Here is a 14,128-nt window from a genome sequence, read left to right as displayed (position 1 = left end):
TCAGATATGCAGAAGGCGGGCGGCGTTGTCATGATATACCTTGCGCAGCACGGCATCGCCAAGCCCCAGGCCGTAGATCGACCAGCGTCCTTGTGGAGGCGTCGGCGCCGGGGCGTAATCGAAGTACTCGTCTTCGGTTTCCAGGAACCGGTAATAGATTTCGTAAAGCGCATCGCCAAACAGCTGCTGCGGTACATCGTCGCCATACGGTGATGGCACCGCATCGGTGCCGAACAGGATGCGGTCCTGATAGCGATCGAAGAAGCGTCGCGCCGTGCGCGGCTGTCGGCCCAGCTCGCCGATGCGCGCGCTGATGTCGATCACCGTGTTCGGGAAACGATCCAGGCATGCGGCGACGGCCTCCAGGTTTTCTGCGTTGTTGCCCACATGCAGCAGGGCGAACGTCGTCTTGGGGTGGCGCGCAATCAGCCGGTCGCGCGCGGCCAGCAGCTCCGCATTGCTTGGGAACGCGGGCCCGTAGAACGACCAGTCCGGGTGGTTGCTCAGTTCCTCGTAGCGTTCGTTGTTGGCGTCGGTCGGCAGAAAAAAAGCTTCGGGGTCGGAGACGTGAAGGAATACCGGCATGTCGTAGCCTGCGCAGGCTTCCCACATCGGATCAAAGCGGCGGTCATCCACGGCGACCAGAGCTCCTTCGTCGATATTTTCCCGCAGATACAGGCCCAGCGTCTTGAGCAGTTTGAGGCCGCGTGCACCGATCCGCTGCGCGTGCGCAATGGCGTCGCCCTGCAGCTGCGCGTAGTTCGGCTCGGGAAACAAGTCGAACGACGGCTCGGTAAGCGTGAGAAAGCGTCCGGGAGCCGCATGGTCGAACGAACGGATGCTTTGTTCGAGGCCGGCGCCGACACCGCCGGTGAGGTTCACCAGCGTGCGAACGCCTTTGCGGTCCATCACCGGCAGCAGGTCTTCGGGTTGGGCGAACAGGGTGATTTCCTCGCCGACCGAGATGCCGCTGCGTACATGGCTCGACCAGGTCAGGTGCGTATGCATGTCGATCACCGGAAAACGCGGGCGTTCGATCCGCGTGGTCGGCACGTGCAGCATGCTGCGCGGCTGGAAATCCTGCAGGCGCAGCCCGCTCTCACCGCCGGCCGTACTCAGCGGGTTCTTGCTGCCTTCGATTCGAACGGTGCCCGCACCGGTCGGCGGCGAGCAGCACAGGCAGCCGGCCTGGGTGACATGGCAGCCCAGGCTTGCACGGGGTTGGCGTTGTCGCGACCAGCTATGGCTTCGGATCATGCGATCACCTCATCACTCGATTGGCCGCAGGCATTGTTTCAGTCGGCATGTTCAGCGCGGATACTTGGCCATGATGTCGTGTACGGCGCGGGTCAGCGCCAGCGCCTGATCGAAGGGACGCAACCACATATTGCGTCCAAACATCACGCCGGTAGCGCCGGACTGCAGGTAGAACTCGACCTTGCGCAGTACGGCGGAGTCGTCGTCGTTTTTTTCGCCGCCGGAAAACAGCACCATGGTGCGACCGGCGGAACGCACGACGCGCGCGCTCCGAGTCGCGGCGTCTTCCTGTAGCTGACTGTAGGGCGCGGGCACGTGGGTCGTACTCTCGTTGGGTTCGTGCAGCTTGACGATGTCGGCACCCATCTCGAGCGCGACGCGGGCGGCGTAGTCCTGCGCATAGAGCGTATTGGTGCCGCCCTTGGCATCCACAGCCGCGCCGCGGGGATACGACCACATGACCAGCGGCATACCGTAGCGCTCGCAATCCTGGCGCACTTTTTCGAACTGGCGAATTTCATCGTGCTGGCGTGCCGAGCCCACATACAAGGTGTAACCCACCGCATCGGCGCCCAGTCGCACGGCGTCTTCGACTGAAGCGAACAAAGGCGACGTGGCTTCGGCATCGCTGGGAATATTGGTTTTGCCGTTGAGCTTGAGAATCAGCGGAATCTGCCCGCAGTAATCGCCCATGTACTTTTCAGCAAGACCGATGCCCAGCGCGATGGCGGAAAAGTTGCCCTCTACCGCCAGCCGAAACTGGTACTCGGGATCCACCGCCGGCGGATGCGGAAAGAAATCCGTCGGTCCGTGTTCCAGCCCCTGATCCAGCGGAAGTACCAGCAGGTTGCCGTTACGGGGGCCATGCGCGTAAAGAAGTCGCCACAGCCGGGTGCGCTTGCCGTGAGACAGTGACAGCCCGGAAATTTTCTGCCCGATGTTCGAAACCGCTTGTAAGTTTTGTTTCATTTCGAATACTCTCGTTTCGGCGATTTAGCCTTTCATATTCGATTGTATCCGGCAAAATGACAAGTTTAAACAATAAAAAGAAAGATTCGGCGCGATTCGATGCCTTGCTTTCACTTTCATCGGCGCAGCAGGCGTCGTGCGGCTATGCCGACACGCTGCGAGAGATCCTGCAACAGCCGCAGACGTGGCAGGAGACAGCAAAGCGGCTCGCCGATCCGACTGTGCGCGAGTCGCTGCAGCAGGCACTGTCGCCGCCGCCTTCGCATGTCGTGCTGACCGGGTCGGGCAGCTCGATGTATATCGGTGAGTGCCTGGCGCCGCTGCTGCAACGCGCGATCGGTGTACCGGTTCAGGCGATCGCCGCCGGAACCTTGCTGACGCACTGGCGCGACGTGTTGCCTCCGGGCGAGGGTTTGCTGATTTCGCTCGCGCGCTCGGGCGACAGCCCCGAGAGCGCGAGCGTGGTGAGTCGCCTTTTGGCCGACGCGCCGGGCTATCGCCATCTCGTGATCACCTGCAATGCCGCGGGCAAACTTGCCACGAATTATCGCCACGAACCGCGCGTCACGGTGCTGGTTCTCGACGAACGTACCAACGACCGCAGTCTGGTGATGACCAGCAGTTTCACCAATCTGTTGCTCGCCGGCATGGGTTTGGCGAAGCAGGCTCAGAACGGCACGTGGCCGGCTACGGTCGATTCAATGGCCAGCAGTGTGCAAAGTCTGTTCGACACGCAGGCCGATGCGCTCGCGTCGATGGCCGACGGGGATTTTTCCTCGGTGCTTTATCTCGGCAGCGGCGGTGCGCTCGGCGCGGCGCACGAGGCGGCGCTGAAAATGCTGGAGATGACGACGGGCGCAGTGATCACGCGTGCGGAAACTTACCTCGGCCTGCGGCACGGTCCGATGTCCAGCATCGACGAGAAAACGCTGGTGGTCGCGTTCTTGTCGTCAGATCAAGCGGTACGAGCGTATGAATACGATCTGCTGCGCGAGCTTTCGCGAAAGCGTTTGGGTACGACCCGTGTGCTGGTGGGTACGGATATCGCCAAGGATATGCTTGGGCCACACGATCTTGCCGTCGAGTTGGCCGACCCGGCGGATGACGATGCCGGCCTTTTGCTGTTGGCCGACGTGGTGGTGGGGCAGATGCTCGCTTTCTTCCGCTGCCTGAAGCTGGGACAGAAGCCCGATACGCCTTCGCAAGGCGTGCTGACCCGTGTGGTCGAGCACTTCCCCATCCACCAGGATCGGGAGGGCGCGTGAAACGTATCCTGGTCGTCGGTGAAGTCAACGTCGATTTGGTCTTCAGGGATTGCAGCGCCTTTCCGCAACCGGGCAAGGAAGTGCTTGCCGAAGACTTTGTGCTGACGCCTGGAAGTTCGTCGATGATTTGCGCCATGGGGCTGGCGCGACTGGGCAATCCGGTGGCTTTCGTCGGCAAAGTCGGCGGCGATCAGTGGGGCGATTATTGTCTGGCCGCATTGCGCGATGCGGGCGTCGATACGAACGGGATACGATGCGATACGGCGTTGCGCACCGGTGTCACCGCGTCGCTTTCGACGGCGCGAGATCGCGCCTTGGTCACTTTCGCGGGCGCGATCGACGCACTGCACGCCGAAGACGTCAGTGATGCCTGCCTCCAGGCCGCCGATCATTTGCATGTGTCTTCATATTATCTGCAGCGGTCCTTGCGTCTTGGTTGCAGCGGCTTGTTTGCGCGAGCGCAAAGGCATGGCCTGACCATCTCACTGGATCCGGGGTTCGATCCGGAAGAGCGATGGGGCGATGATCTGATCGATACCTTGAAACGGGTCGATCTGTTTCTTCCCAACGATCTGGAGCTTCGCGGCATCACCGGCAGAACATCGGTCACGGAAGGCCTGCTCGCACTGGCCAACGGGCACACACGCACCGTGGTGAAGCGCGGCCGCCAGGGAAGCGCCACGCTGGACGGCGAGCGCTTGATCGAAGTGCCCGCTTATTCCGTGGCCTCGGTGGATAGCACCGGGGCAGGCGATTCTTTCGATGCCGGCTTCATCCATGCGTGGCTGCGGCAACAGCCGCCGATCGACTGTCTGCGCTGGGGGAGTGCCTGCGGCAGCCTTTCGACGCGCGGTATCGGTGGCACCAGTTGTCAGGCCGATAGCGCCGAGGCGCTAGCGCTGATCGAGGCGAATCCGTGATTACCGTGGCCGGCTTCAATACGACGCTCGATCGCTTGGTCGACGTCGATGCCTTGCGTCTAGGTGAAGTGAACCGCGCCACCAACGAACGAGAGTATCCCGGCGGGAAAGGTCTGCATGTGGCGCAGACCATCGCGGCGCTGGGGGAAAGAGTGCAGCTGATCGGCCTGGTCGATGCGGCGCATCGCAATATGATCGGCCGGTGCATGAGCGAGCGCGGCGTACTGTTTCATGGCATCGAAATTCCCGACAGCATGCGCACCTGCCTGGCGCTTCGCGATGCGCGGGGGAACATCACCGAGATTCTCGGGCAGGGGCCCGAACTGGCGGAAAACTATCAGTCCGCGCTGCTGCGTGCGTTCCGCCGCGGTGTGGAGGAAAGCGATCTGGTCGTCCTGTCCGGCAGTCTGCCGCGCGGATTCGCTGCCAGTACCTACGCCGAGATGGCCGCGCATGTGCGCCATGCCGCTCGGCGTTGCCTGATCGATGCCAGCGGCGATGTGCTCCGGCATGCCGTGACCGTGCAGCCGTTTCTGGTCAAGCCCAATCGCGATGAGATAACGGAGCTGCTGGGTCATCCTGTCGTCGACATCGATGCGGCGCTCCACGCGGCAACCATCTTGCACAGCGTGGGCGTGGCGATGCCGGTGGTGACGATGGGCGCTCTGGGCGCTGTTGCGGTCGATGCGGGCGGTGCCTGGCATGCACAGATCGAGCTCGAGCACATCCACAACACCGTCGGTTCGGGCGATTGCCTGCTTGCGGGCCTGACCGTGGGCATGGCGCGGAGCATGGATTTGCAAGAAACCCTGCGCCTTGGCGTCGCTTGCGGTGCCGCCAACGCACAGGGTGAGGAAACCGGTTTCGTCGAACGGCGAGCGGTAGAGGCGTTGCTCTCTCGGGTTCGAGTGCACCGCCTGGCGTGACTGAAAAGCAGGGAGTCAAACCGGAGCCTTCATTGGTCCGGCACGGATTTCTGCGTCTGAAATTTGGTGATGGTGCGGAAAAGTCTGTGGGAACGGGATTTTTTCACGGGTATCCATGAGCGGCCTGCGACAGAGGGGAAACGTTATTTCTGCGCAGCGCCACAGCGAATACGGGAGAGGCATTTCATGCGAATTGAGAAAAGTGGCTGTTTTATCGTTGATAACAGGGGAGAGAAATTGCTGGCTTCATCCATCGGGAGGTCATTGATGGCGATCCAGGTGGCATGGACAGTTGGCGGCTTGGTGTTTGCAGGAAGTACGCTGGCGCAGACCGATGCCTCATCTCCGCCCGCGGACACCACGACAACTGCTGCGGCAACCAAGAAACCTGTAGAAAACAAGCCGGCGCCGGACAAGGCGGTAAGCCTCAAGCAGGTCAGTGTCACCGGCTCGAACATCCGCAGCGTGGATGTAGAGGCAGCACAGCCGGTGATCAGCATTACCGCACAGGATATTCAGAAGCAGGGCTTCGCCACGGTGGGGCAGCTTCTGCAAAATGTCTCGTCCATGTCGCCACCCGATCTCAGTCACTCCGCACCCGGTGATCTGGGCCCGAACCAGGGTGGCTCGTTCATCGATCTGCGTGGTCTCGGTGCGCCGCGTACGCTGGTGCTGGTCGATGGTCAGCGCATCGGAGCAGCGCATGGGGGTTATACCAATATCAACGTGATCCCCACGGCCATCGTCGAGCGTATCGATGTGCTGGCCAGCGGGGCTTCCGCGGTGTACGGCTCCGATGCGATTGCCGGGGTGATCAACATCATCACCAAGAAGAATTTCAACGGCGCGGAGATCAACACCTATAACGGTGAATACTCGCCGCACAGCGACGGACGGCAGACGCAAACCAGTTTCACCGTCGGTAAAGCGACAGACAAAGGCAGCATCGTATTCAGCGCCTCATATCAGAATCAGGGTGCGGTGTGGGCCGATGATCGTGCTTTTTCCGCTTACCCATGGACGGATCAGCATCCGTATTTCGGCCTGAGCAAATATGGTCCATACGGATATATAAGCAACGCGCCGGGCGGTGCCGCACTGGTACTCAATCCGGGTGGTGACTCACGCAATATCAATGACTACCACACGTTCGTGCAGCCGACCTACGCCGCGAACGGCGACATCACCAGTCTGGCCAACGCTGGCGACCAGAATTACAACAGGCTGGCCGGCCGTACCAACATGTTGCAGACAGAGGACAAGACCAAGAATTTGTATCTGGACGGCCGTTACAACTTCACCTCGAATATCACCGGCCATATCAACCTCGGCTACAACATCGACGACGAGACCGCGCAATCCGGTTCGCCGCTGTTCTATAGCGGTATGGGTTCCAACAGCGCCTTTCCCTCGCTGCTTTCCCAATACAGCTATTACAACCCGCTAAACGGCATTCAGTCAGTACAGTTCAGGCGGTTGATGACCGAGACGACCTACCGCAGCTACAACGATCCCAAGAACTATCGTTACAACCTCGGCCTCGAAGGCAACTTCGAGTGGAATGGTCATCTATTCAATTGGGACGTCTATACGTACAACAGCAAGATCAGTGGCATTAACACGCGAACCGGCTATTTCAACCTGATCAATGTGCAAAACGCGCTGGGACCGTCGTTCATGGGCTCCAATGGCGTCGTGCAGTGCGGAACGCCGGGCCATGTCATTGCCGGCTGCGTGCCATTCAATCCGCTGGCCGGTCCCGGTGGCATCACGCCACAGATGCTCAACTATCTGTCGATCAACAGCGTCGAGCATTACGGTAGCGATGAAAAGGCCTATGTCGCCGATTTCGGCGGTGATATCTATGCGTTACCAGCCGGTGATCTGACCTTCGCCACGGGCGTGCAGCGGCGTGAGGAGTCCGGCTACGACAGCCCGGATCCCTACGCTTATGCAGGTTATTCTACCGACGGCGGGGTAGGACCCAACAGCGGAAGCTATTCGTTGAATGAGGCATATGCCGAGGTCAATGCGCCGTTGTTGAAGGATCTTCCCGGCGCCAGGAGTCTCGATCTCGATATCGCGCGGCGTTATTCCAGCTACAGCAATTTTGGCAGCAGCACCAACAGTTCGTACAAGCTGACCTGGAAGCCGTTCGACGATCTATTGTTTCGCGCCAGCTACGGCACCGGCTTTCGTGCGCCTACCGTCAACGATCTCTATCAGGGCCGATATCCGGCGGGCACGTTCACCGATCCATGTGACACCGTTTACGGACCGACGGCCTACGGCGGCAATGCCCTTGTCGCCCAGCGTTGTCTGACGGGTTATGGCGGCATTGCGGGCGTGGCGGCCAACTTCCGTCAGACCGATAGCAACGGGGTGCCCATCATCACGTCCAGTGGCGAAGGTGCGTTGCCCAGTACCAACTTCACCGGCGGCAATCCCAATCTGAAGCCGGAGACGTCGTACAACGCCGATATCGGTCTGGTCTACAGCCCATCGTGGCTGACCGGTTTCAACTTCACGCTCGACTGGTGGAGCTACAACATTCGCAACCTGATCACCAACATCAGCAACGATCAGGTGCTGGCGAACTGTTACCAGTACAGCATCCAGTCCGCCTGTAGCCAGTTCCAGCGTCAGGCCGGCACCGGTCAGATCTACGACCTGCTGAACCTGGAGACCAATGCAGGCTGGCAAAAAGAAAGTGGCTACGACTTCACCGCCGCCTACCTCTTTCCCAAGACATCGTTCGGCGATTTCAAGCTCAGCATGAATGGTACATACATTGCGAAGTTCAACCAGCTGCCGACGATTGGCTCGAACATCATTTATGCCGCCGGTAACACGGCGAACTTCCTTACCTCTTGGCGACTGCGCGACAACCTCACCTTGAACTGGGACTGGCATGCATTCGGTGCCAGCTGGACACTGCGTTATTTCTCCCCGTACAAAGCCGCGTGCGCTTACGCGCCATCCAGCGGAACCACGGCATTTCCCTGCACCTTGCCCGACTACTACGCGCCCGGCGTGGGTGTCGAGCCGCAAACGCAGGTGCCATCGGTCACCTACAGCGACGTGCAGGTGTACTGGAAGGCGCCATGGAATGCCACCTTCTCGGTCGGCGCTAACAACGTCTTCAATCGCACCCCTCCCTATGTTTACGGTGCCTACGCATCGGGCAGCGATACGCCCTATAACTACAACGCGTCGTACGACATCGGTCGTTACGTGTATTTCCGTTACCAGCAGAAGTTCTGACGGCAGAGTGGAACAAGACCGTGTCCGAGTGCATTTCGGACACGGCGCCCCGTCGGTGCTCGAGCAAGCTGACGGATAGGTGCCGAGATGGCCTGCGATGACACATCACAACAAGGGTTCAGACATGTTTTACGTGTATACCAACAAGACGAAAGTCACTGATCGTTCCCATCGCCGTGCGTCGCGCAAGGCGATGCGCGCTTCGCGTCTTGCCATGGGCGTTCTGTGCGCGCTGTTTGCTTGTGTCAGTGTGACCTACGCCGACGATGCAGGCATGGCAAGGCCCGGTGCATCGTCGTTTGCGAATCATGCGGGCCTGGAAAGTTTCGGTAACGCCGCGATCGGGGCCCACTGGAAAATAACAGACGATCACTTGACGGACATGACGATCGCCAGTCATGACGGCAGCCAGTCGCTGGCGATCAAGACACCATTCGCGCTGACCCTGGCCGACGGACATGTGATCGGCGCGGGCGACATGCGTTTGCTTGCCGCGCCGGATGAGCAGACATTGTCTGTGGATGCCAAGGCATCACGCTTGGCGGATCGCCTGCCGGGGCAGGTCATTCGCGCCAGCTTCGGCGACGCGGACGGCCGCTTCCGCGTTGACATGCAGCTGGTACAGCGCGAGGGTTCGGCCTATCTGCGCGAAGTGGTGACGATCACCGCGCTGAAGCAGGACGAGCACATCACCAGCGTGTCGCTGCTGCCGGCCGATGCGGTGAGCGCCGCGGTCGACGGCACCGTGAAAGGTTCGCCAGTCATCGCCGGGCGCATATATCTGGGCTTCGAAGACCCACTGTCGGACAGCGAAGTGCGTGGCAAGCATGTGGCCCTGACCATGGCCCGCGGCCTGCCGCTGCACCAGGGCAAGTCGATCAGCTATTCGGCGGTAGTCGGCGTCGTGCGCGATGGCCAGTTGCGACGTGACTTTGCTGCCTACATCGATCGCGAGCGGGCGCACCCGTATCGACCGTTTCTGCATTACAACTCGTGGTACGACATCGGCTATTTCACGCCGTACACCGAGGCGCAGGCGCTTGATCGCATCAACGCCTTCGGCCAGGAATTGACTGTCAAGCGTGGCGTGAAGCTCGATTCGTTCCTGTTCGATGACGGCTGGGACGATCGTTCCGGCAGCTGGAACTTCAGCAAGGATTTTCCACGTGGTTTTGCACCGCTGCGCGATGCAGCGGCCACATACGGCGCTGCGCCCGGCGTGTGGCTGTCACCCTGGGGCGGCTATGGCCCACCGGCGAAAGAGCGTGCCGACCGCGGCGCCAAGTCGGGTTACGAAGTCATCGATGGTGGCCTCGCGCTGTCGGGTCCGAATTACTATCGGCAATTCCACCATACCGTGATGGAATTGGTCACCAAGGACGGCATCAACCAGTTCAAGTTCGACGGTACCGGCAATGCTGACAAGGTGTTTCCGGGCAGCGTTTTCGACAGCGATTTCGGTGCGGCGATCCAATTGATCAAGGATATTCGCGAAGCCAAACCGGACACGTTCATCAATCTCACTACCGGCACTTGGGCATCACCCTTCTGGCTGCGCTATGCGGATTCGATCTGGCGTGGAGGTGAGGACGACTGGCATGCCGGCGTGGGCACCGAGCGCGAACAGTGGATCACCTATCGCGATCAGCAGACCTACGAGAATATCGTGATCCAGGGGCCGCTGTTCCCGATCAATTCGCTGATGCTCCACGGCATCATCTACGCTCAGAAAAACACACGTCTGAATACCGATCCAGGCCACGACTTCGCCAACGAGGTGCACTCCTACTTCGCTACCGGCACCGAGCTGCAGGAGATGTACATCACGCCGTCGCTGCTCGATGCGCAGGACTGGGACACGCTGGCGTACGCGGCGAAATGGTCGCGCGCCAATGCCGACGTGCTGCGCGACACGCACTGGATCGGCGGCGACCCCGGACGTCTGGACGTCTATGGATGGGCCGCGTGGTCGCCGGGAAAATCCATCGTCACCTTGCGTAACCCGGGCGATCGCACGCAGCTGGCAGTGATCGATCTGCAGCACCAGCTGGAGCTGCCGAAGGATGCCACGCGCCGCTTCCGCGTGCGCGACGTGTGGAAGACCGGCGGCAGCACGCTGCCGCTGCAGCTGGATGCCGACCGCGCCAGCACCTTGACGCTTGCGCCGTTCGAGGTGTTGACCCTGGAGCTGACGCCGCTGGCAGAGCACTGAGCCATGGCCGATCGAACTCGACACAATCTGCCGAAGGCCGCCGCTCGCGCTTGAATCGTTCCGTCCGGGTGATCGGCCTCCATCAGCAGCGGAAAACCTGGACAGCGTCGCTGCGCCCACGATGCGATCGCAAGCAACGCGGCAGGGATGAATGGCATGGATTCACGCGACTGAAGTCGCGGTGCCTGCGCAAGCAGCGGCGACGGCCCGATCATCTGTTCGTAACGGCGTCCACCCAAAGGAACTCCGATGCATCGACGAGATTTTCTACGACTGACCGCGCTGACGCCGTTGGCGGCGCTGAGTTCGCACATCGTGGCCGGTACGATGGCACGCGATGTGACAATCGATCGGCAGCCGGACGGTAAGCCGCACCGGTTCGACTTGTCCGCGCAGCACTTCCTGCTCGATGGAAAACCGTTCCAGATCCGCAGCGGCGAGATGCATCCGATTCGGATTCCCGCGGAATACTGGCGCCATCGCATTCGCATGGCCAAGGCGATGGGCCTCAATACGATTGCCGTCTACCTGATGTGGAACGCGCTGGAGTCGGAACCCGGCGTGTTCGATTTGAAGACGGGTCGTCGCGACTTCGTTCGTTTCATCGAGCTATGCCAACAGGAGGGCATGTGGGTCTATCTGAGGCCGGGCCCGTATGTGTGCGCCGAGTGGGATTTCGGGGGACTGCCGCCGTACCTGCTGCGCCAGCCGGATATCTGCGTGCGCACCTGGAGCAATCCGCACTACGCGCAGGCCGTGGGGCGATACCTCGACGCGATCGCACCGGCCATCGCGCCGCTGATGGCGAAACGTGGTGGACCGATCCTGATGATGCAGATCGAGAACGAGTACGCCTCGTTCGGCCACGACCTGAGCTATCTCGAACAATTGCGCACGATGTGGCGCGAGCGCGGTATCGACGGGCCGTTCTCGATTTCCGACGGTCTCGCGCAAATACAGAAACAGAGGACGTATCTACCCGGTGCGGCGCTTGGACTCGACGGCGATACCGATTTCGCGGCCGCGCAGGCTATCGCCGGCGAGGCACCGGTCTGGGTCGGTGAGGGTTATCCCGGCTGGTTGACGCACTGGGGCGACAAGGATTTCCAGCGCGGCGATTATGTCGATACCCTGCGTCGGCTACTGGAGCAGGGCCGTTCGTTCAATCTCTACGTGGTGCACGGCGGCACCAATTTCGGTTTCGGCGCGGGTGCCAATGCGAGCAACGATTACTCGAAGTTCGAGCCGGTCATCACCAGCTACGATTACGGTGCGCCGATCGACGAACGCGGCGAAGCCACGCCCGACTATCACCGCTTCCGCAAGCTGCTTGCAGCGCACGCGTCGCCGCTGCCGGCGATCCCGACGGCACCGGCGGCGATCCGTTTTGCGGCGATCGTGCCGGCGGCCTATGCCTCGCTGTGGGACAACCTGCCGGCACCCAAGACCGTAAAGCGGCCACAGGCGAACGAACTGCTGTTTGCGCAAGACCATGGCATGGTGCTGTATCGCCGAACGATTCCAAGTGCTGCGGCGGCGCTGACGCTGGACGGGGTGCGCGACTATGCCACCGTATTTCACGATGGCCATTACGTCGACTACGTGTCGCGCGTGCAGCACGCGCGGTTACGGCCGGGCAACCGGGTCGATCTTCCGGCGACCGACGACGGCGAGGCGTCGCAACTGGACATTCTCGTCGACAGCTTCGGCCACGTCGGCTATGGCCAGGCGATGGCCGATCGCAAGGGCATCGTCGGCGGCATCCGCCTCGGCAATGAGGCGGTCGAGGATTGGAACGTCTACAGCCTGCCGCTGGACGAGCGCTTTATCCGTCGACTGAAGCCGCTGCTCGGCGAGCCATCGCGCCAGGGTATTTTCTTCAAGGCAGTGCTGAAACTCGACCGGCTCGGCGACAGCTATATCGATATGTCGGGCTGGGCCAAGGGCTATCTGTGGGTCAACGGCCAGCTGCTCGGCCGCTACTGGAACCTCGGCCCGCAGCAGCGGCTGTATTGCCCCGCCTCATGGTTTCGCCACGGCGACAACGAGCTGCTGATCTTCGATCTGCATATGACCGTCGCCGCGCCGATGCATGGCGCGACGACGCTGCATGGCTAGTGGGGTCAATACTTGCCGTGAAACAGCTCGCGGCCGATCAGCATGCGGCGGATTTCGTTGGTGCCGGCGCCGATCTCGTACAGCTTGGCGTCGCGCAGCAGGCGACCGGCGGGGTAGTCGTTGATATAGCCGTTGCCGCCGAGCGCCTGGATCGCCTCCAGCGCGACCTGCACGGCATTCTTCGATGCATTGAGCAGGCAGGCGGCCGGATCGATGCGCGATTTCACGCCGGTGTCGAACTGCTGCGCCACCATGTAGGCAAAGCCGCGTGAGCTTTGCAACGCGGTGTACATGTCGGCGATCTTGGCCTGCATCACGCCGAAGGTGCCGATCGGCGCATTGAACTGCTTGCGCTCGCGCACGTACGGAATGGTGAGATCGAGCGCGGCCTGCATGATGCCGAGCGGGCCGCCGGAGAGCACCACGCGCTCGGTGTCGAGGCCGCTCATCAGCACGCGCACGCCTTCGTTCACTTCGCCGACGATGTTTTCCTCCGGAATTTCGCAGTTCTCGAACACCAGCTCGCAGGTGTTGGAGCCGCGCATGCCGAGCTTGTCGAGCTTCTGCGCGGTCGTGAAACCCTTCATGCCTTTTTCGATGATGAAGGCGGTCATGCAGCGGCTGCCGGCCGGACGCGGCGCGGTGCGCATGTAGACCAGCAGTACGTCGGCATCCGGGCCGTTGGTGATCCACATCTTGCTGCCGTTGGCGACCCACACGTCGCCGACCTTCTCGGCCTTGCAGCTCATCGAGCCGACCACGTCGGAGCCGGCACCCGGTTCGCTCATCGCCAGCGCGCCCACGTATTCGCCCGAACACAGCTTGGGGATGTACTTGCGCCGCTGCGCCTCGTTGCCGTTGTGGAAAATATTCTGCGTGGCGAGGTTCGAGTGCGCGCCGTACGACAGGCCGACCGAACCCGATGCGCGCGAGATTTCCTCCATCGCCACCATGTGCGCCAGAAAGCCCATGCCGGTGCCGCCGTATTCGGTCGGTATGGTCATGCCGAGCAGGCCCATCTCACCCAGCTTCTGCCACAGGTCGGCGGGGAACAGATTGTCGCGATCGATGCGGTCGGCGCGCGGCGCAATCTCCTTGTCGGCAAACGCATGCACGGTTTCGCGCAATAGGTCGATGTCTTCTCCGAGCGGAAAGGGGCGCATGCGATGGAACTCCTGAAGGATGACTGGCCGTCAA

General features: G+C 61.3%; 9 protein-coding genes. 6 read left to right on the top strand and 3 right to left on the bottom strand.

Annotation, left to right across the window (positions count from 1 at the left end):
- On the bottom strand, positions 1 to 1,257 hold the full coding sequence (locus HDE78_RS03590) for an amidohydrolase family protein (RefSeq protein ID WP_179477165.1): 1,257 nt from the start codon (positions 1,255 to 1,257) through the stop codon (positions 1 to 3).
- A gap of 51 nt (positions 1,258 to 1,308) precedes the next feature.
- On the bottom strand, positions 1,309 to 2,226 hold the full coding sequence (locus HDE78_RS03585; RefSeq protein WP_179477164.1) for a fructose-bisphosphate aldolase: 918 nt from the start codon (positions 2,224 to 2,226) through the stop codon (positions 1,309 to 1,311).
- A 104-nt stretch (positions 2,227 to 2,330) separates the two neighbouring features.
- Between HDE78_RS03585 and HDE78_RS03580 the strand changes: the two genes are divergently transcribed.
- From HDE78_RS03580 to HDE78_RS03555, 6 genes are all read left to right on the top strand, one after another.
- Positions 2,331 to 3,491: a tagatose-6-phosphate ketose isomerase gene (locus HDE78_RS03580; protein WP_179477163.1), complete on the top strand. Its 1,161-nt coding sequence runs from the start codon at positions 2,331 to 2,333 to the stop codon at positions 3,489 to 3,491.
- Positions 3,488 to 4,411 (top strand): carbohydrate kinase family protein, encoded by a 924-nt coding sequence (locus HDE78_RS03575; RefSeq protein WP_179477162.1) that lies wholly within the window; start codon positions 3,488 to 3,490, stop codon positions 4,409 to 4,411. The genes HDE78_RS03580 and HDE78_RS03575 overlap by 4 nt, the downstream gene beginning before the upstream one ends.
- Complete coding sequence (locus HDE78_RS03570; RefSeq protein ID WP_179477161.1) at positions 4,408 to 5,337, top strand: 1-phosphofructokinase family hexose kinase; 930 nt, start codon at positions 4,408 to 4,410, stop codon at positions 5,335 to 5,337. The genes HDE78_RS03575 and HDE78_RS03570 overlap by 4 nt, the downstream gene beginning before the upstream one ends.
- Positions 5,338 to 5,604: 267 nt before the next feature.
- The gene (locus HDE78_RS03565; protein ID WP_179477160.1) at positions 5,605 to 8,601 is read left to right on the top strand and encodes a TonB-dependent receptor; all 2,997 of its coding nucleotides are present in this window, start codon (positions 5,605 to 5,607) and stop codon (positions 8,599 to 8,601) included.
- Positions 8,602 to 8,725: 124 nt separating this feature from the next.
- On the top strand, positions 8,726 to 10,813 hold the full coding sequence (locus HDE78_RS03560) for an enterotoxin (RefSeq protein WP_255457611.1): 2,088 nt from the start codon (positions 8,726 to 8,728) through the stop codon (positions 10,811 to 10,813).
- 249 nt (positions 10,814 to 11,062) lie between these two features.
- On the top strand, positions 11,063 to 12,931 hold the full coding sequence (locus HDE78_RS03555; protein WP_179477159.1) for a beta-galactosidase: 1,869 nt from the start codon (positions 11,063 to 11,065) through the stop codon (positions 12,929 to 12,931).
- 5 nt (positions 12,932 to 12,936) lie between these two features.
- Here HDE78_RS03555 and HDE78_RS03550 read toward each other — a convergent pair whose 3' ends face one another.
- Positions 12,937 to 14,094, bottom strand: a complete 1,158-nt coding sequence (locus tag HDE78_RS03550; RefSeq protein WP_179477158.1) for an isovaleryl-CoA dehydrogenase — start codon at positions 14,092 to 14,094, stop codon at positions 12,937 to 12,939.
- Between the last annotated feature and the right edge of the window lie 34 nt (positions 14,095 to 14,128).

The organism is Rhodanobacter sp. K2T2 (genome assembly GCF_013408815.1).
Classification (GTDB): Bacteria; Pseudomonadota; Gammaproteobacteria; order Xanthomonadales; family Rhodanobacteraceae; genus Rhodanobacter.
This window is presented reverse-complemented; position numbering and strand designations above follow the sequence as displayed.